At 63.7% G+C, this 23,291-nt stretch carries 19 protein-coding genes, 2 tRNA genes and 3 rRNA genes; 7 read left to right on the top strand and 17 right to left on the bottom strand.

Features of this window, described 5'->3' with window-relative positions:
• From HZR14_RS02635 to HZR14_RS02590, 10 genes are all read right to left on the bottom strand, one after another.
• Nucleotides 1–2,136 carry a minichromosome maintenance protein MCM gene (locus HZR14_RS02635; RefSeq protein WP_181691318.1) on the bottom strand — a complete coding sequence of 712 codons (2,136 nt, stop codon included), beginning with the start codon at nt 2,134–2,136 and terminating at the stop codon, nt 1–3.
• Between the two features lie 186 nt (nt 2,137–2,322).
• A complete protein-coding gene (locus tag HZR14_RS02630) occupies nt 2,323–2,802 on the bottom strand; it encodes a hypothetical protein (protein WP_181691317.1) in 480 nt (159 codons plus the stop codon).
• Nucleotides 2,792–3,112: a hypothetical protein gene (locus tag HZR14_RS02625; RefSeq protein ID WP_181691316.1), complete on the bottom strand. Its 321-nt coding sequence runs from the start codon at nt 3,110–3,112 to the stop codon at nt 2,792–2,794. Before HZR14_RS02625 ends, HZR14_RS02630 begins: the two co-directional genes overlap by 11 nt.
• On the bottom strand, nt 3,105–3,248 hold the full coding sequence (locus HZR14_RS02620) for a hypothetical protein (protein ID WP_181691315.1): 144 nt from the start codon (nt 3,246–3,248) through the stop codon (nt 3,105–3,107). The genes HZR14_RS02625 and HZR14_RS02620 overlap by 8 nt, the downstream gene beginning before the upstream one ends.
• A 99-nt stretch (nt 3,249–3,347) precedes the next feature.
• Nucleotides 3,348–3,423 (bottom strand) — tRNA-Cys (locus HZR14_RS02615).
• Nucleotides 3,424–3,605: 182 nt separating this feature from the next.
• Nucleotides 3,606–3,727 (bottom strand): 5S ribosomal RNA (rrf, locus tag HZR14_RS02610).
• Between the two features lie 125 nt (nt 3,728–3,852).
• Nucleotides 3,853–6,769: ribosomal RNA gene (locus tag HZR14_RS02605) — 23S ribosomal RNA — on the bottom strand.
• 206 nt (nt 6,770–6,975) lie between these two features.
• A tRNA-Ala gene (locus tag HZR14_RS02600) sits at nt 6,976–7,047 on the bottom strand.
• Between the two features lie 104 nt (nt 7,048–7,151).
• A 16S ribosomal RNA gene (locus tag HZR14_RS02595) occupies nt 7,152–8,618 on the bottom strand.
• The 16S, 23S and 5S rRNA genes sit together here with 2 tRNA genes alongside, the layout of an rRNA operon.
• 1,074 nt (nt 8,619–9,692) lie before the next feature.
• The gene (locus tag HZR14_RS02590; protein ID WP_181691314.1) at nt 9,693–10,001 is read right to left on the bottom strand and encodes a non-histone chromosomal MC1 family protein; all 309 of its coding nucleotides are present in this window, start codon (nt 9,999–10,001) and stop codon (nt 9,693–9,695) included.
• A gap of 393 nt (nt 10,002–10,394) precedes the next feature.
• Between HZR14_RS02590 and HZR14_RS02585 the strand changes: the two genes are divergently transcribed.
• From HZR14_RS02585 to HZR14_RS02575, 3 genes are all read left to right on the top strand, one after another.
• The gene (locus HZR14_RS02585) at nt 10,395–10,592 is read left to right on the top strand and encodes a hypothetical protein (protein WP_181691313.1); all 198 of its coding nucleotides are present in this window, start codon (nt 10,395–10,397) and stop codon (nt 10,590–10,592) included.
• Nucleotides 10,593–10,661: 69 nt separating this feature from the next.
• On the top strand, nt 10,662–11,711 hold the full coding sequence (locus HZR14_RS02580; RefSeq protein ID WP_181691312.1) for a quinone-dependent dihydroorotate dehydrogenase: 1,050 nt from the start codon (nt 10,662–10,664) through the stop codon (nt 11,709–11,711).
• Nucleotides 11,712–11,780: 69 nt separating this feature from the next.
• The gene (locus HZR14_RS02575; protein WP_181691311.1) at nt 11,781–13,145 is read left to right on the top strand and encodes an MFS transporter; all 1,365 of its coding nucleotides are present in this window, start codon (nt 11,781–11,783) and stop codon (nt 13,143–13,145) included.
• Between the two features lie 55 nt (nt 13,146–13,200).
• On the opposite strand, the gene HZR14_RS02570 is transcribed toward HZR14_RS02575, so the two are convergent.
• The gene (locus tag HZR14_RS02570) at nt 13,201–13,398 is read right to left on the bottom strand and encodes a DUF7333 family protein (protein WP_181691310.1); all 198 of its coding nucleotides are present in this window, start codon (nt 13,396–13,398) and stop codon (nt 13,201–13,203) included.
• A gap of 135 nt (nt 13,399–13,533) precedes the next feature.
• Between HZR14_RS02570 and HZR14_RS02565 the strand changes: the two genes are divergently transcribed.
• The 3 genes from HZR14_RS02565 to larB all read left to right on the top strand — a co-directional run bounded on the left by HZR14_RS02565 (nt 13,534) and on the right by larB (nt 16,704).
• On the top strand, nt 13,534–14,670 hold the full coding sequence (locus HZR14_RS02565) for an SPFH domain-containing protein (RefSeq protein WP_181691309.1): 1,137 nt from the start codon (nt 13,534–13,536) through the stop codon (nt 14,668–14,670).
• Between the two features lie 80 nt (nt 14,671–14,750).
• Nucleotides 14,751–15,890, top strand: a complete 1,140-nt coding sequence (locus HZR14_RS02560; RefSeq protein WP_181691308.1) for a nicotinate phosphoribosyltransferase — start codon at nt 14,751–14,753, stop codon at nt 15,888–15,890.
• 31 nt (nt 15,891–15,921) lie between these two features.
• The gene (larB, locus tag HZR14_RS02555) at nt 15,922–16,704 is read left to right on the top strand and encodes a nickel pincer cofactor biosynthesis protein LarB (RefSeq protein ID WP_181691307.1); all 783 of its coding nucleotides are present in this window, start codon (nt 15,922–15,924) and stop codon (nt 16,702–16,704) included.
• Nucleotides 16,705–16,729: 25 nt separating this feature from the next.
• Here the strand turns inward: larB and HZR14_RS02550 are convergent, their stop codons facing one another.
• The 6 genes from HZR14_RS02550 to HZR14_RS02525 all read right to left on the bottom strand — a co-directional run bounded on the left by HZR14_RS02550 (nt 16,730) and on the right by HZR14_RS02525 (nt 21,818).
• Nucleotides 16,730–17,467: an ABC transporter permease gene (locus HZR14_RS02550; RefSeq protein ID WP_181691306.1), complete on the bottom strand. Its 738-nt coding sequence runs from the start codon at nt 17,465–17,467 to the stop codon at nt 16,730–16,732.
• On the bottom strand, nt 17,464–18,213 hold the full coding sequence (locus HZR14_RS02545) for an ABC transporter ATP-binding protein (RefSeq protein WP_181691305.1): 750 nt from the start codon (nt 18,211–18,213) through the stop codon (nt 17,464–17,466). The genes HZR14_RS02550 and HZR14_RS02545 overlap by 4 nt, the downstream gene beginning before the upstream one ends.
• On the bottom strand, nt 18,210–19,034 hold the full coding sequence (locus HZR14_RS02540) for an ABC transporter permease (RefSeq protein WP_181691304.1): 825 nt from the start codon (nt 19,032–19,034) through the stop codon (nt 18,210–18,212). Before HZR14_RS02540 ends, HZR14_RS02545 begins: the two co-directional genes overlap by 4 nt.
• Before the next feature lie 77 nt (nt 19,035–19,111).
• Nucleotides 19,112–20,119 (bottom strand): ABC transporter substrate-binding protein, encoded by a 1,008-nt coding sequence (locus HZR14_RS02535; RefSeq protein WP_181691303.1) that lies wholly within the window; start codon nt 20,117–20,119, stop codon nt 19,112–19,114.
• Nucleotides 20,120–20,223: 104 nt separating this feature from the next.
• Nucleotides 20,224–21,627 carry a ribonuclease FAU-1 family protein gene (locus HZR14_RS02530; RefSeq protein ID WP_181691302.1) on the bottom strand — a complete coding sequence of 468 codons (1,404 nt, stop codon included), beginning with the start codon at nt 21,625–21,627 and terminating at the stop codon, nt 20,224–20,226.
• Nucleotides 21,624–21,818, bottom strand: coding sequence for a hypothetical protein (locus HZR14_RS02525; protein ID WP_181691301.1), 195 nt, complete (start codon nt 21,816–21,818; stop codon nt 21,624–21,626). Before HZR14_RS02525 ends, HZR14_RS02530 begins: the two co-directional genes overlap by 4 nt.
• Before the next feature lie 176 nt (nt 21,819–21,994).
• Here HZR14_RS02525 and HZR14_RS02520 point away from each other — a divergent pair, with 176 nt between their 5' ends.
• Nucleotides 21,995–23,047, top strand: coding sequence for a PrsW family intramembrane metalloprotease (locus tag HZR14_RS02520; protein ID WP_181691300.1), 1,053 nt, complete (start codon nt 21,995–21,997; stop codon nt 23,045–23,047).
• Nucleotides 23,048–23,291: the final 244 nt, after the last annotated feature.

The raw sequence follows: 23,291 nt of genomic DNA, 5'->3' as shown, positions 1-23,291 counted from the left end.
TCAGGCACCCCCCACGTATTTCAGAGCATCTGTCGCGGGCTCGTATACGACGCCCTGGTCTTTGAGCTTTCCAACGTAATGATCGACCTGGTTCGGGCCGAGATCCTCCTCGGTGGCCCGCTCAACGAGCGTCTCGATCAGGCAGTGGCCGCTCTCTGTCTCCTGTTGGATCTCAGCGATCGTGTCGGCGATGAAGCGGATCTTGTCTTTTTGTGTCATGCTCGCCCCAGTCTCCTGGATATCTGCGTCGAGGTTCCCATCCTCGTCGACGCCAAAGTCCTGCATGGATTCCCCAACGGCCTCGGTCGCGATCTTCGCGTGTCGCGGCTCGATCGTCTCGGAGAACTCGAACTTTGCCGCGGCCTCGGCGATCCGGACGGTGGCGGGGAGCTTCCGGAACGTCACTGGGACCGGCTGGTCGCTGGCGTAATCGTGCATCCCGCGGAGTGCGGTGAAACGCTCCTGGAGAGCCTGTCGGACCTCATCGTTTGCGAACACTGGATCGGGCTGTTGTTTCGCGAGTGCAATCCACTTCCGTAAGAGATCGGCGTCGATCGGCCCCTCGACCGTCTTCTCGTCGCCCTCGAGGTCGTCACCTGCGGCCGAGCGCTTCTTCGCATCCCTTGCTCGGAGAATTCGGTCGGCGATCTTCGCGTCGCGATCCTCGTCGAGCTGGTCATGAAACGTGAAGATGAGATCGAACCGTGAGAGGAGGTTCGCCGCCAGGTCGAACTGATCACCGATCGGCTCATACTGATCGAAGCGCCCGTGTTTGGGGTTGCCGGCGGCGATCACCGCGGTTTCCGTCGACAGTCGGGCGTTGATGCCCCACTTGTTGACGTGGATCCGCTGTTTGCTCATCGGCCCGAGCATGGCGGCGCGGACGTCGGTGGGCATGTCATCGAGTTCGTCGATGCACACCACCCCGCCATTGGCTTTCACGAGCGCACCCGCCTTGAGAGTGGCCGCGTTCCCGTCGCCGAAGTCGTCCTGGACGGCGCTCGCCGTGACACCGGCTTCGGTCGCACCTTTCCCGGAGACGCCGACCGAGCGCGGGGCAATCTCTTCGACGCGATCCAGCAGTTCAGACTTCGCCGTACCGGGATCGCCGAGACAGAGAATATGAAAGTCCCCGCGGAGGTCGCCCGGCCCCGCCCCGCCGACCATCGCGAGCACGAGCATCTGCTTGACCGTCTCGTGGCCGTACACCTCGGGTTTGAGCGATTGGCCGGCCACCTCCAGGGGCTCGCCCTCGGCACCGTTCGCGAGCGCTCGGATCCGCTCGCGTTCCTCCGGCGAGATGTCGATCTCGGTGTGATCGGACTCCTCGAGGGCGACGTGGCGGGCATCGACGTACGGTTCGAACTTCGGCGTCTTCTGGTTGCCCGACGATAGCTGTTCGAGGTGGACCGTCCCGGTGACGGTGACGCGGTCGCCAACGGAGGCGCTGTCGACGAGCTCCTCGCCTTCGAGGTAGACGTCGATCTCTTGGCCCGCGCCCTGGGCCACCTCCGGTGGTGTCTGGAGCCGCAGCATCTGGGCGTCGACCAGCTCGGACTCGTCGAGGTTGACGTCGAAGGGGCCCTGCCGTTCACAGCCCTGGCACTCGTGCGGCTCCTGGAAGGACGAGTCGGTCTGGGGGATCTTCGAGAGCGTCCCGCAGCGCTGGCACTCGAAGGCCGCTACTTCGAGGCGCGCGTACACGTCCGTGGCGCGCGCGATCTCGCCTGTGACTGCTCGGTAGTGGCCGGCCTCGTCCTTCGGGCTGAAGTCGCCGGGGTAGTAGGTGTGCCACTCCGGGAGGTCGATCACCTGGACGGTCGCGTGCGAGAGATCCACCTCAACGGGGAGGTCAACGTGATCGAGCGCGTCGACGAGGTGGTCGTCGTACGCGTCCGGGTGCTCGAGATACGTCTCGGCGAAACTGCCGGGACCAGGTGTCGTGATCGACACGCCCCGCTGGAGGTCCTCGAAGGCGATCGGGAAATGCGTCGTGTCCTTCGGATACTGCTGGACGAACGTGCCCAGCTCCTCGCGGTAGTAGTCCCGGACGAACGCGATCAGTTCGTCGAACTCGTCTTTGCTCAACTCGGCGTGACTCGATTCGGTCGGGTCGTGGGAAGTCGTGGTGGCCATCTCGTGGGGTCGTAAGTGCCGGACCGTTTTTTCCGGGAAACAAAACCGAAATTCACGTTTCCCCCGGGCAAACAAGGCGTCCGGCGGCGTCTCGTTCGGCGTACTCTGCACTAACGGACTGCACTAACACAACTGCACTTGTCTAGAGTACAACCGGCGGTGGGATCCAGCGGGCTATATGACGGTTCATCGCCCCCGTGCCTCCTCTCGGGTTTTGTTTTCCTGGAAAAACGCCGCGTTCCGTTTTGCCGCCGTGGCGTCGACCCGCAGGTGCTTCGACTCCCCGTCCGGGTCACAGTACTCGAACCCGTCGACGCCCTCGGCGGCGAGTCGCAGCAGCTTGTAGCAGTGCTTCGTGCTGGGGTCGCTGTCGAAGACCTCCCATCTGACGCCGTTGTAGTCGACTTTCGCGTAGCCGTTGGTCGAGGTGGCCTTCCTGAAGGCGTGTTCCCGCACCATCCCGATCTTCTCGTCAAGCGACAGTGAGGCGTACTCGCGATCTTGGTCACGGCCAGACTGTCGCAGTTCGAGCTCGGTCACTTGGTCCTCGAGCTCGTCGACGCGTTCCTGGAGGTCATCGACACGGTTCGCTTTTGCGAGCGCCCGTTGGGCGATCTGGATCGCGTCCCGCGGTGTGACGTCCGGGAGGTCCTCATCACTCCCCATCGGCGTCACCCCCGACAGCAGTCTCCTCCCGATCTGTGAGCCGCTCTGGGATCCACGAGTGATACCGGCTCTTCGCCTCGACCTGGGCAACGAACTCGCGGAAGTTCTCACACCGATCGAACAGTGTGTAGGGTTCCGTCTCGACGTAGCCGATAATCTCTCGGGTGTAGCTGTCGCCCCCCGAGATGCTCTTCTCGGCGTACTCGATGTCGTAGACGAGTCGCGTCGCCCCGCTGGACAGTGATGATTCGGTGAAGGCACTCCGAACAGCGACCTTCGGGAGGACGCGCTCCTCGTCGCTTTCAAGCACCGCCGTTCACCTCCAGTTGCTCGCGGTGCGTTGCACAGACCGCCCGCGTGCCTTTGCCAGGGATTTCGACCTCGGCGACCTTCGGTTCCGTACAGTCTATACAGCCACACCGCGGCCCGAAGCTGTAGGAACTCATGCCGCAACACCCCCCGTGGCTTCGAACCCGATATCGGGTGATTCTGGAACGGCTGAACTGCCGAAACCAGCCGGTAGACGCTCTGAACCTAAAGGATTAAGCCAAGGGCCGGATTTGAACCGGCGTGTAGCTGCTCTGCAGGCAACCGCGTAAGGCCAGACTCTGCCACCTTGGCGCATCACACAGTAACGGCGACGGCGATTTAAGGGTAGCGGTACTGCCCGCAGCGGTTCGCTCCAGTGCTTGGGGTCGGTCCGGGGGACGAGAGAGGCCCCCGGTCGGGCAGTGGTTGTCACTCACCGTTGAAAATACGAAAAAAACCCCCACACAGCAGGTGCTGTGTGAGGGTTAATGAATGGTAGGCGGCGAACCAGCTTTCCCAGAGGCTCTCGCACTCCAGTACTCGTTGGAACGCTGGCGGGCTTATCTTCCGTGTTCGGGATGGGTACGGGAGTCGCCCCGCCGCTTTGGCCGCCTTAATGCCGGCTCGTGGAATCGAACCACGGTACGAGAGGCAGTCCTCTCGTGTCGTCCAACGCCGGTGGACTTCGTTTGTACATGCGATCCAGTTTACGCCCGGACCCGCTTCATCGGGCGGAGCAATGATTAGTGGCTTCGGTCAGTTAGTGCTCGCGGGCTGAACGTCTCGTTGCCTCGACGCGTACACCCCGAGTCTATCGAACTCCTCTTCTAGGAGAGACCTCGGCGACGCTTCTTTTCCAGGCGGGTTTCCGGCTTAGATGCATTCAGCCGTTACCCCTTGGTGCGTAGCTGCCCAGCAATGCCCTCTCGGACAACTGGTAAACCAGTGGCACCCAACCGTAGTTCCTCTCGTACTATACGGTCGTTCCTGTCAAGCGTCAAACACACCCAGTAGATAGCAGCCGACCTGTCTCACGACGGTCTAAACCCAGCTCACGACCTCCTTTAATAGGCGAACAACCTCACCCTTGCCCGCTTCTGCACGGGCAGGATGGAGGGAACCGACATCGAGGTAGCAAGCCACCCGGTCGATATGTGCTCTTGCGGGTGACGACTCTGTTATCCCTAGGGTAGCTTTTCTGTCATCAATGGCCCGCATCGGGCAGGCTCATTGGTTCGCTAGACCACGCTTTCGCGTCAGCGATCCTCGTTGGGAAGATCACTGTCAATCCATCTTTTGCTCTTACACTCTCCGTCGGGTCTCCGTCCCGACTGAGATGGACTTAGGGCGCGCTCGATATCTTTTCGAGCGCGTACCGCCCCAGTCAAACTGCCCAGCTATCGGTGTCCTCCTCCCGGAGTGAGGGTCACAGTCACTGACGGGTAGTATTTCAGTGTTGACTCGGCGACGTGCTGGCGCACGCACCTGTGTAACGTCTCCTACCTATCCTGCACATCAGCGACCATGTCCCAGCGACAGCTTGCAGTAAAGCTCCATAGGGTCTTCGCTTCCCCCTGGGTGTCTCCAGACTCCGCACTGGAACGTATGGTTCACCGGGCCCAACGTTGGGACAGCGACGCTCTCGTTAATCCATTCATGCAAGCCGCTACTGAAGCGGCAAGGTACTACGCTACCTTAAGAGGGTCATAGTTACCCCCGCCGTTGACGGGTCCTTCGTCCTCTTGTACGAGGTGTTCAGATACCCGCACTGGGCAGGATTCAGTGACCGTACGAGTCCTTGCGGATTTGCGGTCACCTATGTTGTTACTAGACAGTCGGAGCGTCCGAGTCACTGAGACCTGCCTCTTTCCGAGGCAGGCACCCCTTATCGCGAACTTACGGGGCCAGATTGCCGAATTCCCTAACGTCGGTTGTTCCCGACAGGCCTTGCCTTTCGCCGGCATGAGCACCTGTGTCGGATCTCGGTACGGACGTTGTACTTGCCTTTTCACGGGCCCCAGGTTGAACCGACTTACGCTGTCCTGCCGTTCATCCGCTTCGTGCCATTACGGCTTCCACGGATTTTGACAGTTCGACCGGGCGAAAGCCCGGTTCGGTCGACCCTAAGGCGTCGGCGTTGATTGTACAACGGCGCTGGAATATTAACCAGCTTCCCAATTTGACTCATTCGAATTGCGGTGAGTCTTAGGACCGGCTAACCCTCGGCTGACAAACATTGCCGAGGAACCCTTGCTCATTTGGCCGTCAGGATTCACACCCGACTATCGCTGCTACTGCAACCAGGATTTTCTTCACCAATTGGTCCACTCGAACTCTCGCCCGAGCTTCCACCCAACCGGAGTGCCGACCTACGGAAGCACGCTGTAAGGCGTGCCGCCGGGTCTCGGTGGTAGACTTGAGCCCCGATTATTTTGGGCGCCTCGAACCTCGGCCGGTAAGCTGTTACGCTATTCTTAGAGGGTAGCTGCTTCTAAGCTCACCTCCCGGCTGTCTTGGGCTCGAGACTACCTTCAATCGCACTTAGTCTACACTTGGGGACCTTAACCCAGCTCTGGGTTGTCTCCCTCACGCTGCACAGGCTTACCCCGCACAGCGGACTCCCCGCGTCAACGGCGTCCGTGAGTTCGGAGTTTGACAGGAGGGTGAACTTCTCTCGAAGTCCACGCCCCCAATCAGTCTCTCTACCCCACGGACTACCTCAACGGAGGTCATGCTTCGACATGTTTCGGTCGGAACCAGCTGTTTCCGGGTTCGATGGGCCTTTCACCCCTATACGTAGATCACGAGAGGGTATTGTAGGACACCAACTCTAGCGGACCTCCACGTAGCTTTCGCCACGCTTCGTCCTGTCTACGCATAGATCACCCGGTTTCGGGTCGTACCCGTCTGACTCCCCGCGCTTGAACACGGCGGCCCTGGTCGTAAGACTGCGGCCATGTCGGTTTCCCTATGCCTTCCCCGATGAACGGGTTAGACTCGCCAGACAAGTACACTCCCTGGTTCGTTTTTCAAAACGTACGACGGAACACCGGCTTCCACAGCGTTCTACTGGAGACTCGCGTCTCGGTCGTTTAGCTGCGGACCTTTTGCGCTCCGTCGCTCTATCACCACCTGATTTCAAGCCCTATTGCACCTCCCTTCTCGGGGTGCTTTTCAGCGTTCGCTCACGCTACTTGTTCGCTATCGGTCTCAGGACGTATTTAGTCTTGGCAGACGATGTCTGCCGGATTCACGAGGAATTTCCAATCCCCGATACTCTGGAGCTGACGCACGGGTTAGTTGGTTCCGGTACGGGGCTTTCACCCTGTATCGCGCTCCGTTCCAGGAGACTTCTCGAAACCGTTCGCCCGATGATAGCCAGTCCGAACACCACATTGCCCGAAGGCTTCGGTTTGGACTGTGTCGCGTTCACTCGCGGTTACTAACGACATCGCATTCGCTTTCTTTTCCTGCCCCTACTAAGATGTTTCAATCCGGGGCGTTCCCCATTGCGCGAAGCAATTGCGGTGGGGATTCCCATTAGGAGATCCTAGGTTCTTTGCCTCCGTGCGGCTCCCCTAGGCTTATCGCAGCTTGGCACGTCCTTCGTCGGCGCCTGAGCCGAGCTATTCACCAGGTGGCACAGTAGCCACGGTAATGATAGATCGCTCATAAACCCGATGAAACGGGTCCAGTGAGCGTCTGGATCGCATGTACACACGGTCTCATACACACATCCGTTGACTGCGGATCTGTGTCCACCCTTCCCACTCGCGCTTGCACGGAGTGGTGCATTGGTTCTTCGTACCCGAACCGTACCGTGTTTCCCACTTAAGGGACACGGTTCGATCCGGCTACGTGAGATGGACCCACTGGGATTCGAACCCAGGGCATCCTCCTTGCAAAGGAGGCACTCTACCGCTGAGCTATGGGCCCTACCATTTAGCCTTGGCAGTTCAAAGGTGCTCGGTCGGTCACGCATCGACGCCGATAGATATCGCCAAAGGTGGGCTGAGGCCGAAGCCTCAGTCCCGGACGTTAGGAGGTGATCCAGCCGCAGATTCCCCTACGGCTACCTTGTTACGACTTAAGCCCCCTTGCGGAGCCCAGATTCGACCTGGTGACCAGGCCTCATCCGGACCCCACTCGGGTGCTTTGACGGGCGGTGTGTGCAAGGAGCAGGGACGTATTCACCGCGCGCTTCTGACACGCGATTACTACCGAATCCAGCTTCATGCGGGCGGGTTTCAGCCCGCAATCCGAACTACGATCGAGTTTAGGAGATTAGCTTCACCTCTCGGTGTCGCATCCCACTGTCTCGACCATTGTAGCCCGCGTGTCGCCCAGCTCATTCGGGGCATACTGACCTACCGTTGCCCGTTCCTTCCTCCGTCTTGGCGACGGCAGTCCCCCTAGTGTACCCAGCCATCGCGAGATGCTGCTGGCAACTAGAGGTGCGGGTCTCGCTCGTTGCCTGACTTAACAGGACGCCTCACGGTACGAGCTGACGGCGGCCATGCACCTCCTCTCAGCAGCGTCGAGTAAGGTCATCAACCTGACTGTCATTACTGCTGTCGGAGCTGGTGAGATGTCCGGCGTTGAGTCCAATTAAACCGCAGGCTCCTCCGGTTGTAGTGCTCCCCCGCCAATTCCTTTAAGTTTCATCCTTGCAGACGTACTTCCCAGGCGGCTCGCTTCACGGCTTCCCTACGGCACAGCGCAGGCTCGTAGCCTGCGCCACACCTAGCGAGCATCGTTTACGGCTAGGACTACCCGGGTATCTAATCCGGTTCGAGACCCTAGCTTTCGTCCCTCACTGTCGGATCCGTCCTTCCAAGGTGCTTTCGCCATCGGTGGTCCGTCCAGGATTACAGGATTTCACTCCTACCCCGGACGTACCCCTTGGATCTTCCGGTCCCAAGCCGCACAGTTTTCGCCGGACGCCCACTCGTTAAGCGAGTGGATTTCCCGACGAACTTGCGCGGCCAGCTACGGACGCTTTAGGCCCAATAATATCGGCCATCACTTGGGCTGCCGGTGTTACCGCGGCGGCTGGCACCGGTCTTGCCCAGCCCTTATTCGTAGACCTCCTTACGGTCTACAAAAGCGAGGGCTCTATGCCCTCGCACTCGGTGTCCCCCTATCGCACTGTCGTGCAGTGTAAAGGTTTCGCGCCTGCTGCGCCCCGTAGGGCCCGGACTCGTGTCTCAGAGTCCGTCTCCGGGTTCTCACTCTCATGACCCGTACCGATTATCGGCACGGTGGGCCGTTACCCCACCGTCTACCTAATCGGCCGCAGCCACATCCTATGGCGCCGGAGCGTTTCACACATCCGCCAGTTCCAGGCTGGATGTGATATCCGGGATTAGCCTCAGTTTCCCGAGGTTATCCCAGTCCATAGGGCAGTTTGGCCACGTGTTACTGAGCAGTTTGCTACGTTAAACGTGCAACTCGCATGGCTAAATCGGACACCGATAGCAATGGCCTCCGGCAGGATCAACCGGAGTGCGTTCCCCGAGCTTAAATTCCCAGCTCGGGGAGGGTTTGGCGGGACACACCTGAAACAGGTGTGTACCATACTATCGGCAATCGATGACATCGGACCGACCGAGTGTCACCGAACTGCCAAGGCTAACATCAGATCCCATCTATACGGCGGACCGCAGGGGTGGAATCCTCATTTCCTTCGGATCTAACAGTAACCCACGATGGGTCATAAACCCATCGGATTACGTCGATCCGTGAGCGAAGACGGTTTCGAGCCGACTTCGACCACGTCGTGTCTTTGTCCAGTGCCCTCGTATGTATAAGGGCATCGGATCGGAGGCGAACCGAACGGAGTCCGGATCGCCCTTCGTACTTCAACCCAAATGCCCTGTTACACTTAAGGGCATCGGAGTGAAGGCGACGCCGGAATGCGGTTCCGGATCGCCCTTCGTACTTCAACCCAAATGCCCTGTTACACTTAAGGGCATCGGAACGGACCGCCGAAGGCCCGGGCGTTCCGGGGTCGGTGGGTCCCGCTCGGATGCGACCGCACGTGTGAGCACTGGAACGAGACGGCCCCAAGGGCCATCCCGTTGGGGCGTCGCGCCCCGCGTTCTTCGCATTTCATTCGATGGGAGTCGGCATATTAAGCCCGTCGAAGTAGAGCCGCTACGTCACGCGATTTCATGCCGCTCGGGGCGTGTGAGTCCTCCCCTCGGTGGAGAGGGTGTCCCGAACCGCCAGCCAGGGGCCGCCGGGAGGTATCTCGCCCGTTGTCCCCCGTGTGTTTGCGCGCGGTCGCCGGGGCGGACGGTCGAGGATATGTTAGATATATGATTTATACGGCGAAGGGATGGACGAGCCAAAGGGGTGGCGGGCCGGAAAGCGGAGGGGCGAACGGTCGGGTGACAAGCGGGGTGATCGAAGAAGCGAAATCCGAGAGCCGTTCAACGGGCGGTGGCGATGCTACGTACCCAGGGGATGTTGCGCGGGTAGAAGTCGGACCCGTCATCCTACGCGCGTGCGTACGCGGTCGGGCCGTGTGAGTTGCCGCGCATGTCTGCGTACCCGCGCCGAGGTCATAGCCGTTCCGATTACAGCTCTTCGAGGTGTTGTATCCCCTGTTTCGAGACGTTTGCTTCGGTTATTTCTTCGGGCATCCAGTCGGGGCTGTCGTCGGGGGCCGTCTCCTCCCACGCCCAGCCCTCGTAGATGTGGACTTTTTTCGTTCCCTTCTCGCGGAGCCGGAGCTCCGTCTCCTCGGCGGCGTCCTCGCTCGGTGCGGGATCGAGTCTCCGGGCCGCTTTCAGGGCTGCTTGTCTGGGGGTCCGCCCGGAAAAGACACTGGTTTCGCCGCCGTTCTCTCGAAGCGCGAAATTCCGCGTATCATCGTCACGTGGCATGGGTTGTTTCCTCCGTGTGATTTCTGCACACACGCCAATATAAATATACCCCCGATAGCGCCCCCGTCAGACGATTTTCGCTCCAGGTCACGGCGGGATTGTCGGGACGGACACCGAGTGATGTCCGTCGTCCACAGGATCTCGACTCGGCGATGAACACGGCAGGGCCACTACCCCGGAGCACCGGAGGCTATCACGCTGGCCGACGTACGTTATACTGGTGGACGAAATCGAATGAAACCGACTCACGAGTGATCCGCCGTTCGCTCCGTCGAACGGCGTGATCCTCGTGCGTCGTGTGTACATTCTTTTGTCCGTCAGTATTAGGCCGGAGGGCGTAGCTCGCACGGTACACTTATGTATCTCGTGTGGTGAACGACCCAACACAACGCGATGGTGCGAAAGAAGAAGCTCAGCCCCAGTGGCGCAAAAGACGACGACGGCAAGTATCACAACGTCCACGTAAACATCCACGAGGACGAATTGGCCGTCGCCGGCATGAGTATCGGCGACGAGGTGTTCGTCCGCGTCCGGGACGGCAAGATCATCATTCAAAAGGCCGACCCGGACGACGTCGAACACGACTTCTAGAGCCGAATCGGACGCCCCATCGAGGTGCGGACCACGATATTTAAGCACGTCGGCCGACGCCATCGGACAATGACGCTGTACGATCTTCTCAAGCTGTTCGCGTTCCGGCTCGACGCCGAGACGGCCCACGGACTCGGACACCGACTCCTCGAGGCTATACAGGGGACACCGCTCGAGCGCGTCGTCGCCGACCACTACACCGTCGTCGACTCGCGGTTGCGCGTGGAGACGCTTGGACAGTCGTTCCCGAACCCGATCGGCGTCGCGGCGGGCTTCGATAAGAACGCGACGGCTCCGAGCGCGCTCGCCGCACTCGGCTTCGGACACGTCGAGGTCGGCGGTGTGACCGCCGAGCCACAGGCCGGAAACCCCAGGCCGCGGCTGTTTCGGCTCCCCGAGGACGGCGCACTGATAAATCGGCTCGGGTTCAACAACGACGGTGCTGACGTCATCGGCGAGCGCCTCGAACGGACCGACTGTCCCGTCCCCGTCGGCGTCAACATCGGGAAGTCGAAATCGACCCCCAACGAGGACGCCGAGGAGGATTATCTCTACACGTTCGAACGCGTCGGGTCGGGCGAGTACTTCGCCGTCAACGTCTCCTCGCCGAACACCCCCGGACTCAGAGCGCTCCAAGAACGGGACCGGCTGGCGTCGATCCTTCGGACGCTCTCCGAGGCCGGAGCCGACCCCCTTCTCGTGAAGCTTTCGCCGGATCTCACGGAGGCAGCCGTCGAGGATGCCCTCGGCGTCGTGGACGACCTCGATCTGGCCGGCGTCATCGCGACGAACACGACGACGGATCGGCCCCCGTGGCTTCGGGGAACACACGCCGACGAGGCGGGTGGACTCTCCGGGGAACCGATCGAAGACGAATCGACCGGTCGGATCCGGTTTATCGCCGAACGGACCGAGAAACCGATCGTCGGGGTCGGCGGCGTTTCCGACGCGGCGGGTGCCTACGAGAAGATCCGTTCCGGGGCGAGTCTCGTCCAGTTGTACACGGGGCTCGTCTACGAGGGTCCCTCGATCGCACGGGACATCAACCGCGGCCTGCTCGAACGGCTCGAACGCGATGGGTTCGATTCGATCGAGCAGGCGATCGGCGTCGACGTCTAGGCGCGCCCGCCCCCCGTCGGGAATCACCCGAGTGCCGAGATTTATTATTCGAGCCGCCGGAGGCCCAATATGAGGGGTAGCGAGGACGGCAGTACGAACGGCCTTCGGGCGCTACTCCGGGAGTTCCTGGCGCTCGAACGCGACGTCGTGGTCCTCTCGGTCGCGATGTTCGCGTTCAGCCTCGGCTTCCAGATGACGAGCCGATACGTTCCCCGATACATGTCGGTCCTCGGCGCGGGGGCGGTCGCGATCGGGCTGTTCGGCACGTTCGGGAACCTGATCGGCGCGGTCTATCCCTATCCGGGCGGTGCCGTCTCGGATCGGATCGGATCGCGGCTCGCGTTGACGCTCTTTGGGCTCACGTCGACGCTCGGGTTCGTGATCTGGCTGTTCGCGGATCGGTTCGGGGTCGTCACCGTCCCGCCCGTCGGAACGACTGTCGAACTCCTCGGCCGCGAACTCGTCCTCGGCTGGCTCGAACCCGCCTCGATCCCGGTCGGGATCTTTCTCGGAGTGGTGTTCGCACAGGCCTGGAAGTCCTTCGGCCTCGGGGCGACGTTCGCGGTCGTCAAACAGGCCCTCGCCCCCGAACGGCTTGCGATCGGCTTCGCGAGCACCGAAACGTTCCGTCGGACGGCGTTCCTCTTGGGGCCGCTCTTCGCCGCCGGCGTGTTGAGCGCCTTCGCCTTCGAGACGGGGTTTCGCCTGCTCCTTGCCGTCGCAGCGGCGTTCGGCCTCGGGGCGACGCTCGCACAGCACGTCCTCTATGACGTGGGCGAGGACCGTCTCGGAACGTCCTTCGAGGGCGTCTCGACGGTGGTTTCGGACCTCCGGGCGATGCCACCGGCGTTGCGGCCGCTGCTCGCCGCCGATACGCTCGTCCGGTTCGCAAACGGGATGATCTACGTGTTCGTTGTCATCGTCGTCACGGAGTTTCTCGCGGTCGGCGCTCGGCTTCCCGCCGTCGGCCGGCTCTCGCCGGACGCGTACTTCGGCGTGTTGCTCGCCATCGAAATGCTCGTCGCGCTGGTCGTGATGGTCCCGGTTTCGCGGCTGTCGCGCCGCGTCGGGCTGAAGCCGGTCGTCGCGCTCGGATTCGGTGTCTACGCCGTCTTTCCGGCGCTGTTGATACACGCACCCGAGAGCGCGGCCGCGCTGGCGTTGCTTTTCGCTTTTTCGGGGCTTCGGTTCGCGGGGCTGCCGGCCCACAAGGCGCTCATCGTCGGCCCGGCCGAGGCGGGAACCGGGGGCCGGGTGACGGGATCGTACTACCTCGTCAGGAACGCCGTCGTCGTCCCCTCGGCCGCGATCGGCGGCGGGATATACGCCGTTTCCCCGGAGACCGCCTTCCTGGGAGCGACAGCCATCGGTCTGGTGGGTTTCGGGCTGTTTCTCGTCTTCGGACGGGAGTTCGAGGCGGCGACGGCGTCGTGAATCCGTTCGAGGCGGCGACGGCGTGAGAGGTCGTAGTCGCCGGGGGCGGCCTACACTACCGCCCGGAGCCGGAGCGGAACTCGCCGTATTTCATCCCGAGGGCGAAGGCGATGAGCCCGAAGGCGAGCATCGACGGTGTGACCATCATCAGCGTCGTCTCGAGGGCCATCATACCGCTACCGACGAGGGCGGCGGTACCGACGGCGACGATGGCGAGCAACCCACCGAGCGAGACGGGGAGGCTAAATTGCATACACGTTGACGTGGGGCTCCGACGGTATAATTGATGGTATCGGCGACATGCTTGACGGCATCGGACGACGGATGTGGTATGAAAACCCGTTTCGCGCGGCGTGGGTTCAAGTATCGTCGGGTACAAACGTAGAGCATGTCAGACAGCGCTGCCCGCGAGCTCGGAAAAAAGAGCGCGGGGCTCTCCACACGCGCGTCGGTCACCGTCCTGGCGCTCTTCGCCGTGGGCGCGGCGGTCACGTTCGATCTGATCGAGTTCAGTCCGCTCGTGGTCGCCGGGTTGGCGCTTCTTTTCGTCGCCGTTGCCGCCGTCTCCAGCGCGGTCGAGATCGTCGAGGCCTACGAGAAGGAGGCGTTGACGGTCTTCGGTGAGTTCCGTGAACTCCTCGAGCCGGGGATCCATTTCGTTCCGCCGTTCGTCTCCCAGACCTATCCGTTCGACATGCGAACCCAGACGATCGACGTGCCGAAACAGGAGGCGATCACCGAGGACAACTCCCCGGTGACCGCCGACGCGGTCGTCTACATCAAAGTCATGGACGCAAAGCGAGCGTTCCTGGAGGTCGACGACTACCGTCGGGCGACGTCGAACCTCGCTCAGACGACGCTTCGGGCCGTCTTGGGCGATATGGAGCTGGACGAAACGCTCTCGAAGCGCGAGAAAATCAATCGCCGCATCCAACGCGAGCTCGAGGGGCCGACCGACGAGTGGGGGGTTCGCGTCGAGGCCGTCGAGGTCAGGGAGGTCAACCCGAGTCCCGACGTCCAGCGCGCCATGGAAAAACAGAGTTCCGCAGAACGGAGACGCCGGGCGATGATCCTCGAAGCCCAGGGTGAACGACGTTCGGCCGTCGAGACGGCCGAAGGCGACAAGCAGGCGAACATCCTCGAAGCCCAGGGCGAAAAGCAAGCGAGCGTCCTCGAAGCCCAGGGGGAGTCCATCTCGACTGTGTTGCGTGCGAAGTCGGCCGAGTCGATGGGCGAACGCGCGATCATCGAGCGCGGCATGGAGGCGCTCGAGGAGATCGGGACGAGCGATTCGACGACGTTCGTGCTGCCCCAGGAGATGACCTCGCTTTTGAGCCGTTACGGCAAGCATCTCACCGGCAGCGACGTCGGATCGACCGAAAGCAGCCTCGAGTCGATGGGCTTCGACGAAGAGACCCGCGAGATGCTCGGCATCGACAGCATCGAGGAGCTCGCGGCGGGGGACGGCGACGTGGATCTAGAGGTCGACAGCGCCGACATCGAACTCGAAGACGACATCGAGTGACGGAGGGGACCGTCGCCGACGGCGGGCGGGCACAGAGCGGGGCCAAACACCCTTATTCGACCCCCCGAAACGATGACCCGATGACCGACCGGACGTACGACCTACTCACTGCGGACGAGATCGATGAGGGACGGGCGACGGCAGCGTACTTCCTCCGTACGGAGGAGGTACTCGAGGACGTCGGCACCGACCCGGACGTCGTCGCGGAGCTGTCGGCACCCGACGGCTGGAACGTGCTCGCGGGTCTCGGGGATCTCGCACGGCTCCTCGAAGGGATTCCGATCGACGTGTACGCACCACGGGAAGGGGAGGCGATCTCCGGCGGGCCTGTCCTACGCATCGAAGGACCGTATCGGGCGTTCGGCCGGTATGAGTCCTCGATACTGGGATTTCTCGCCCACGCCTCCGGAATCGCGTCGGCCGCGTGGCGGGTCCGGGCGGCCGCCCGCGATCGAACCGTGTTGAGTTTCGGGACCCGCCGGCAGCATCCGGCACTGGGCGCGATGATCGAGCAGAGCGCTCTGGTCGGCGGCGTCGACGGGATCGGCAACGTGGCCGGGGGAGAGGTGATCGGCGTCGAGGCCGGCGGAACGATGCCACACGCCCTGGCGATCGCGTTGGGATCGTCGGAAGCGGCCTGGAGCGCGTTCGACGACGCGCTCGATCCGGACGTACCTCGCGTGATGCTCTGTGATACCTTCGGCGACGAGGCCGACGAGGCGGGCCGGGCCGCGGACTGTCTCGGGGAGGCACTGGAGGGTGTCCGCCTCGATACGACGTCGTCCAGACGGGGGGATATGCGAGCCATCGTCGAGGACGTCCGCTGGGCGCTACGACAACGCGGCCGTGGGGACGTCGACGTGTTGGTCAGCGGCGGGATCGGCGTCCCGGAGATCGAGCGCCTGCGGGACGTCGCCGACGGCTTCGGGGTCGGCGGAGCGATCGCCAACGCCGATCCGGTCGATTTCTCGTTGAACATCGTCGAGGTCGACGGGGAGCCGCGAACGAAACGGGGGGTCAAGCCGGGCGCGAAGACGGTCTACCGCGACGGGTACGAGGATACGGTCGTCGCGCGTGAGGAAACGGCGGCGGGAAGCGACCTACTGGAGCCGCTCGTCGAGAACGGCCGGGTGGTCCGGACGTTCGACCTCGATTCGGCCCGCGAGCGGGCACGAACGGCGATCGATCCGTTGGCCGGCCGCGGTGTCTTCGAGCGGTAGACATAGGACCCGGGGGGAACGAACAGGGGGCATGGGCGACGATTCGAACGAAAGAACGCGTGCCGACGCCGACGCGGGGACGGACGCCGTCCTGAAGGCGCTCGACCGCGGCGAGATCTCCGTTTCGGAGGCCAAAGAGCGGCTTAGTGGTGTACATCGGATCGGTGACTTCGCCCGCGTCGACACGAGACAGGGTGAGCGAACCGGCATCCCGGAGGTCGTCGAAGCCGAGCGCAAGACCGACGAGGAGTTACTCGGGATCGGACGCGAGCTGTTGTCCTCGGCCGGCGTGGCCGTTCTCACCGGCGTGCCGGCGTCCGTACGCGAGGACCTCGAAGCCGAGACGGAAGCGGCCGATCACGATTTTTACGAGCGCTCCCGGACGCTCGTGCTCCGTGCAGACGGGTACGAACCGCCCGAACAGCGGGGACGGGTCGGCGTCGTCACCGCGGGGACGTCCGATATTGCCGTCGCCGAGCAGGCGGCCGCGATCGCCGGTGAGATGGGCTGTGCCGTCGAAACCGTCTACGACGTCGGGGTCTCGGCCGTCCACCGGCTGCTCGGCGAGCGCGAGACCCTCGAAGCGTGTGACTGCGTCGTCGTCGCCGCGGGGCGGGAGGGGGCGCTCGCGACGGTCGTCGCCGGGCTGGTGTCGTCGCCGGTCATCGGCCTCCCGGTCGGGACGGGATCGGGGTACGGCGGCGACGGCGAGGCCGCACTGATGGGGATGTTACAGTCGTGTACGTACCTGACCGTGGTTAACGTCGATGCGGGGTTCGTCGCGGGCGGGCAGGCGGCGCTGGTCGCGCGGTAGGGCGTCGATCCGGTCGGTCCGGCCCCTACGCCCGCCAGTGGAATAGCCGGTGTTCCAGCCGGCTTACCCCGGTCTGTAGGCCGACCATCACGGCGACGAAACACGAGAGGGCCGCGAGCAACGCGGTCAGGTCTCCCTGATTGAACCAGTAGCGGAACAGCGCTCCCATCCCCCGATTCATGCCGAACGTCTCGGCGAGCACCACCACTTTCCAGACCATACTCAACAGGTATCGGGCGCTCCCGAACACCGACGGGAGGATGGCCGGCAGATAGATCTCCCGCAGGACGGCACGGCGGTCGGCCCCGAAGGCGTCGGCCATCGTGAGCAGCGCCGGATCGACGTCCGCTGCGCCCTCGTATACCGTGACAGTCGCAAACGGGGTCGCGGCCACGACGACGGCGACCACGACGGAGAGATCGCTGAATCCGAACAGGACCATCGCCACTAGGACGACGACCAGCGTCGGAACCGTCATAAAAAACGGAAGCCACAGCGAGACACCGGTCTCGATCCGGTCGTCGACGGCCATGACGACGCCGACCGGAACCGCGGTCGCGAGCCCGACGGCCGTCGCAAGCACTACCCGGAGGAGGCTCGCGCCCAGGTGGCCGAACACCTCGCCGCCGGGGCCCGGGCCGATGAGGTCGGGGAGCCGTCCGGCCACGGCGAGGGGGCCGGGGAACAGCGCCGGGGCGGCCGCGCTAGCGACCGTCCAGAGGAGAAGGAATCCCCCGCCCGCGACGGCGCCACGGCGGGTCATTCTAGTTCCTCGAAGAACGTCCGCGTCAGTTCCGCCTCGGTCTCCCGGAGGGCGGGGTCATCGAACTCCCGAGGGCGGTCGTGTGGGACGGTCACCGCCTCGAAGACGTCGCCGTCCCCGTTCATGAACACGATGCGATCCGAGAGGACGACGGCCTCGTGGACGTCGTGGGTGACGAAAAACACCGACGCGCCGGTGTCCGCCCAGAGGTCGAGCAGGTTCCGTCGGGCGTTCCGTGCGGTCACCGCGTCCAGCGAGGAGAACGGCTCGTCCATCAACAGAAGCTCCGGACCGACCGCGAGCGCGCGCGCGAGGCCGACGCGCTGGCGTTGGCCGCCCGAGAGCTGCCGGGGGTAGCTGTCCCGTTCGTCGGCGAGGCCGACCCGCTCGAGCCACGTCCGGATCCGACGGTCGTGCTCGGACGCGTCGACGCCGGCTGCCTCGAGGGCGAACGCGATGTTCTGTCCGGCGGTGCGCCACTCCAGCAGGCGCGGCTCCTGGAAGACGTAGCCGAACGGGAACGCGCCCGGTTCGACCGGCTCACCGCCGAACTCGATCGTTCCAGTGTCGAGGTCGACGACCCCCGCGACCGCGTTCAAAAGCGTCGTCTTCCCACAGCCGGAGGGCCCCATGACGGTGACGAACTCGCCGTCGCCGATGACGAGATCCAACCCCTCGAAGACGGTGAGGGGTCCGTCCACCCCCTCGAAGCGTTTCGTTGCGCCGTTGATCCGAAGGCGAGTCACTCCAAGGCCCCCTGCCGTTCGGTCGCCTCGGACTTCCAGCGGGCCGCGCGGCGTTCGACCCGCCGGAGGAGGCGGTCGGCTCCGTAAATCAAGGCCATCATCGGGACTGCCCACGCGAGGACCATCCCGTTTTCGAAGGTCTCGAAGTGGTGTTTGACCGCGACGCCGACGCCGGTCGCGGAGCCGAACACCTCGGCGACGAGCGCGAGTTTCCAAGAGACCGCGAGCCCGATGCGGGCGGCCCCGAAGAGGTGCGGGCGCAGTTGGGGAAGATAGACGTATCGCCACGTCGCGGCCGTGCTCGCGCCGAAGGCCTCCGCCATCTCGACCAGCGACTCGTCGACGTCCCCCATTCCCTCCCAGACGACGACGGTCAGATACGGGAACACCACGAGGGTGACGACGAACACCGGGACCAGAAACTCCGTCAGACCGAACCAGATGACGCCGACGAACGCCCACACCACGGAGGGAACGGTCAAGAGGACGAAAAGCGGTCCGGACAGGTACTCCCCGAGGGTCGAGCGAGCCCCCATCGCGACGCCCCAGATGGTCGAAAACATCATAGAGAGGCCGAATCCGACGGCGACGCGGGCGACAGTCGCCCCGAACTGGGTGAACGGATCGAACCGGGTCCCGCCCGAGAGGACCGTCGTGACGTTTCCGGCGAGCGTCCACAGTCCGGGAAACCGATAGGGCGAAAAGAACGTCGAAAACAGCTGCCAGCCGGCAAGGACGGTGAGGACCGAGACGACCGTCGCCGGCCGGGGGGCCGTGATCGTCCGCAGCGATCGGAAACGACGGTCGTCGTCAGTGCTCATGTGTGTACCCGAAAACGGTGGTCGTCGTCCCTACCCGTCCGACCGTCGGAGGATGTGGCCCCATCGGTCCCGATATCTCACTCCCGTAGTTCCCCGGCGGTCCTGAACGTCTCGTCTCGATCACCGAGGTCGACGACGTCGGCCTCGGCGAGCAACTCGAAGAACGACCAGTGGGCGGCGGCTAGCTCCTCGTCGTAGTAGGCGGGGCCGAAGACGATCCCGTCGTTCATGAGTTCGACGACGACGTCGGCGTCTTCGTCCGCCGTGATACCCGCGTCGGCGCCGAACCGCTCGAGCGCCGCTCGCGTGTTCGCCGCGAACGATGCGAGAGCCGCCTCCCAGCCGGCGAGGAAATCGTCGACGACGGTCCGGTGCGCCGAGAGCCACTCGGGCCGGACGGTGAACGTAGTCGTCGGGATCCCGCTGTCGGTCCGGCGGCGCCACAGCTCGTAGGGGTCGAAGATCGTCTCGACGCTGTCGTCGGCGATGCCCTTGATCGTGAACCCGGAGAACTGTGAGATGGCGTCGAGTTCACCGTCCTGGAGGAACTCCCAGAGTGCGGGCGGCTCCGCAGCCCGCGTGTCGGCGGTGTCCTCGACGATGTCGAACCCGTACTCGTCCTCGATGAGCACGCGATGGACGGTGCTCGTCGTCGAACTCAGCGCTGCCGGAAGCCCGAGCGTTTTTTCCGCGAGATCCGTCGGGCCCTCGATGCTCGGATCGTCGGCCCGCGCGAACATCCGGTTGAACATGTTCTGTTGAGGGGCGACGAACGTCAGCGGCTCCCCCTGGTCGATGAGCTGCAGCTGTGCGACCGTCGAGGGCGCGCCGACGTCGGCCTCTCCTTCTACGATCTGTCGGTTGTACCGCCCGTAAGGGGCGGTCTCGAAGGACAGATCGATGCCGCGATCGCTCCAGACGTTCTCCCGAATCCCCCACCTGAAAACGGCGGCGCTGATGCTGCTTTCGACTTCGATCGTTCGTACCGACGTCGCCGCGTCGTCGGTATCGAACCGCCCGAGACAGCCCGCGGACCCGGCACAGACCAACCCGCCTGCCGTACCGAGGAGATGTCGTCGCTGCACAGTACGTCGGGTATACCGCCGTCTGTCTTAAGATCTCTTCGGTGGCGGTGTTTGAAAGAATACGCTCTATGAAGCCCCGCTTCGAAGGCCGAAACGGTTCCAGATCACAACACGTTCTCGATCGAAGCGGCGACCTCGCGGGCGCGGGCGGCAAGCGGTTCGGGAACCGTCCCCGCGACCACGGCGGCATCGAGTTCGTCGTCGTCGACGCGTCGGACGTCGCCGTCGGGGCCTTTGACCACGTCGACATGGAGGTCGACGTAGCGGACCGCCCGCGGAAAGATCTCGACGGGCGTGCAGACGTTGACGTAGGTACCACGCCGCTCGCCCGCCGCACTTTCATAAACCGTCGCGTACCACCACCGCCCCTCGACGAAGGTGGTTCTCGCGACGTCCCCGGCGGTTCGTTCGACGCCGATGGCGTCGTAGGTCCCGCCGCCGGACATCTCGCGTTCGACGGTGATCGAGCCTCCGGGGTCGCGCTCCGTCACCTCGCCGCGTCCGAGGGTGATCGTTCGGCCGGCGGGTTTACCGTGGCGGATGGCGACCGAATCGCCCGTCTGTGGGCCAAACTGGCGGGTAACGACGTCGAAGGGGAAGCCGGTCTCGTCGTTGCCGTCCTCGGCGGCGGGACCACAGAGCGCCTCGACGAAGTCGACGGCCGAGCTCGCGGCGTCCGTCGCGGCCTTCGTGCGATGGTGGCCGGCCATCGTCGTCGAGACCCGGCGGCGGATCGAGTCCAGTTCGAAGCGGCTCTCGCGGCCGAACCACAGCCACGCGCCCGAGACGGGGGTGACAACCCTGCGTGGACCCTCCCCCTCGGCCGAGGCGATCGCCGACATCACGCGTTCGGCGCGGTCGTTGGCTCGATCGAGGGCCGCGGCCATCGCGTCGAGGGAGGCGTCGTCGGCGGCGTGGGACCATCGCGGTGTCCACCCGTCGATCGGGTCGACGGGGAGGATGTCGGCCAGTCGGGCGGTCTCGCTCATCGGTCCGCCGTCGCCCCGCCGGAGTTCGACGAGTCCGCCCGGGATCCGCAGGTCACGGGCGAGCGTCGGGCGGTCGTCGCTCCAGGGCGGTTCCGCTTCGGCGACCTGTAGCCGATAGCTGTCGCCCTCCTCGACGTATCCGTCGACGCGGTCGTAGGGGAGAAACCCCGAGACCGACGTGCCGTCGACCGAGCCGAGGTCCACGATCGCCCCCGAGCCGAGAGTATCGATCACCTCGGCGAGGAAGACCGATCCGGGGGGTGCGGTCGCGTCCCAGGCGAGCGTGTCGCGACCGATGGCCGCGAGCCGGTCGCGTAGGTCGGAGACAGCCTCGTTCTCCCCGGTGACGGCGATCCCCTCGCGGTCGTCGGTCGTCCGGACGGTCGCGCCGGCGACGTCGACGTCGAAGGGCTCCCCGAACCGTTCGCGTATCGGCGGCGAGGCCGAGACGACGTCGTGGTCCTCGCGAAGCAGTTCGGTGAGTGCCGTCGTGTAAATCCCGCGAACCCGGACGTTCATGGCTCCTCACGGCCGTGGGCGGGACAGGCTCGATCGTAGGCCATCGCGCCGAACGTCGATCCGACGGCGGGCTCCGAAAGGGTGCTCTCGGCAGCGACCGCGTCGGCGGTCGGCTCGGACGTTTGGGTGGTTTCGGCGGTATCGAGGCCGAGCGCTCGAATCGCCGCCCGCGTCCGTTGATCGAAGTACATGGGTGGCCTATGGGGCGGGGGATCGAAAACGTCCCGGCATCGGGGCGTTCGGGAGCCGAAACCGTCCCGGCATCGGGGCGCTCGGGAGCCGAAACCGTCGCCACCCCGGAACCCGGACCGGCCGCGGAATATGTGGCGGACCAAACAGTTAGGGTCACGCCGTGAGAAAGCCCTGCATGAAGGATCCGGTGGATGCACGGACCGACGACGAGGACCTCTACGATATCGCCTCGTGGGAGCCGCGAACGGCGCTCGATCGGCTGGCGATCCGAACCCACCGCAGCGTCGTCCGGGCCGGACGGCGGCTCCTAGTCGGTCTCGGTGTCTTGATATTTCTCGTCATCTTCGTGGCGGGCGGTACCGGGGGGCTCATCATCGATGATCCGTTCATCCTCGCACTGGCGGTGCTCTCGATCATTCCCGCCGCCGTCCTGGCGTTGTACATCTATCGGACGGACATCACGACGAAGGAACCGGCGTCGTTGCTCGTCGTGACGTTCATCCTCGCGGTACTGTTTGCGGGCTTTGCCGCGGTCATCAACAGCGTATTCGGGTTTTTGCAGTTGCTTCCGTTCTTCGGGATCGTCCTGTTTTTTTATCTCGTCGTCGGGCCGGTCGAGGAGTCGGTCAAACTGCTCGCCGTCTGGCTGTATCCCTACCGTGATTCGCGGTTCGACTCGGTCGTCGACGGCGCGGTCTATGGGGCTATCGCGGGGCTCGGCTTTGCGGCCATCGAGAACGTCCTCTATATCACCCAGAACCTCCAGACGCCCGCCTCGATTTTGATCCAGACGGGGATCGGCTTCGTCGACGGGTTCGCGGACACGCTGGAGGCCGGCGGGCAGATCACCGCCGTTCGCGGACTGGCGGGGCCGGGCCACGTCGTCTACTCGGCCTTCGCAGGCTACTATCTCGGGCTGGCGAAGTTCAACCGCGAGAACGCCGGCCCGATCGTCGCGAAGGGACTGCTCATCGCAGCGTTCATCCACGCGACGTACAACACTCTCGTCGGGATCGTTCCCGGAATCGTCAGCCTGCTCGTGCCCGGCGTGCCGATCGTCGTGTTGTTCCTCGGGTTCGTCGTCGTCTACCAGGGGGTCTTCTTTTATATCCTCTACCGGAAGCTCAAACGATACGAGGCCGCGTTCCGGCGGAACACGGCCGTCCGAAGGACCGCCGAGAGCGTCGAGTCGGAGCTGACGGAGTTCGATCCCGAAACACACGGGTGATACCGTCGGACGTCCCCCCTCGGGATTTCCGCACTCCGTGGATGCGGTGTACGCCCCGAACGGATGTCCGGCGACGTGGCCGGGGGCAGCGCTATGTCGAAAGGACAGTCACGAAATGAGTATCAAGAGTGTGAACGACCCCGGCCACGAGTCTCAAAAGCACGATATGAGTCTCAAAAGCACGATATGAGTCTCAAAAGCACGATATGAGTCTCAAAAGCACGATATGAGTCTCAAAAGCACG

Origin of the sequence: Natronomonas salinimetallica (assembly GCF_013839515.1) — an archaeon.
Lineage (GTDB): Archaea > Halobacteriota > Halobacteria > Halobacteriales > Haloarculaceae > Natronomonas.
The sequence above is the reverse complement of the archived record's forward strand: the minus strand, read 5'-3'. Positions and strand labels throughout refer to the sequence as shown.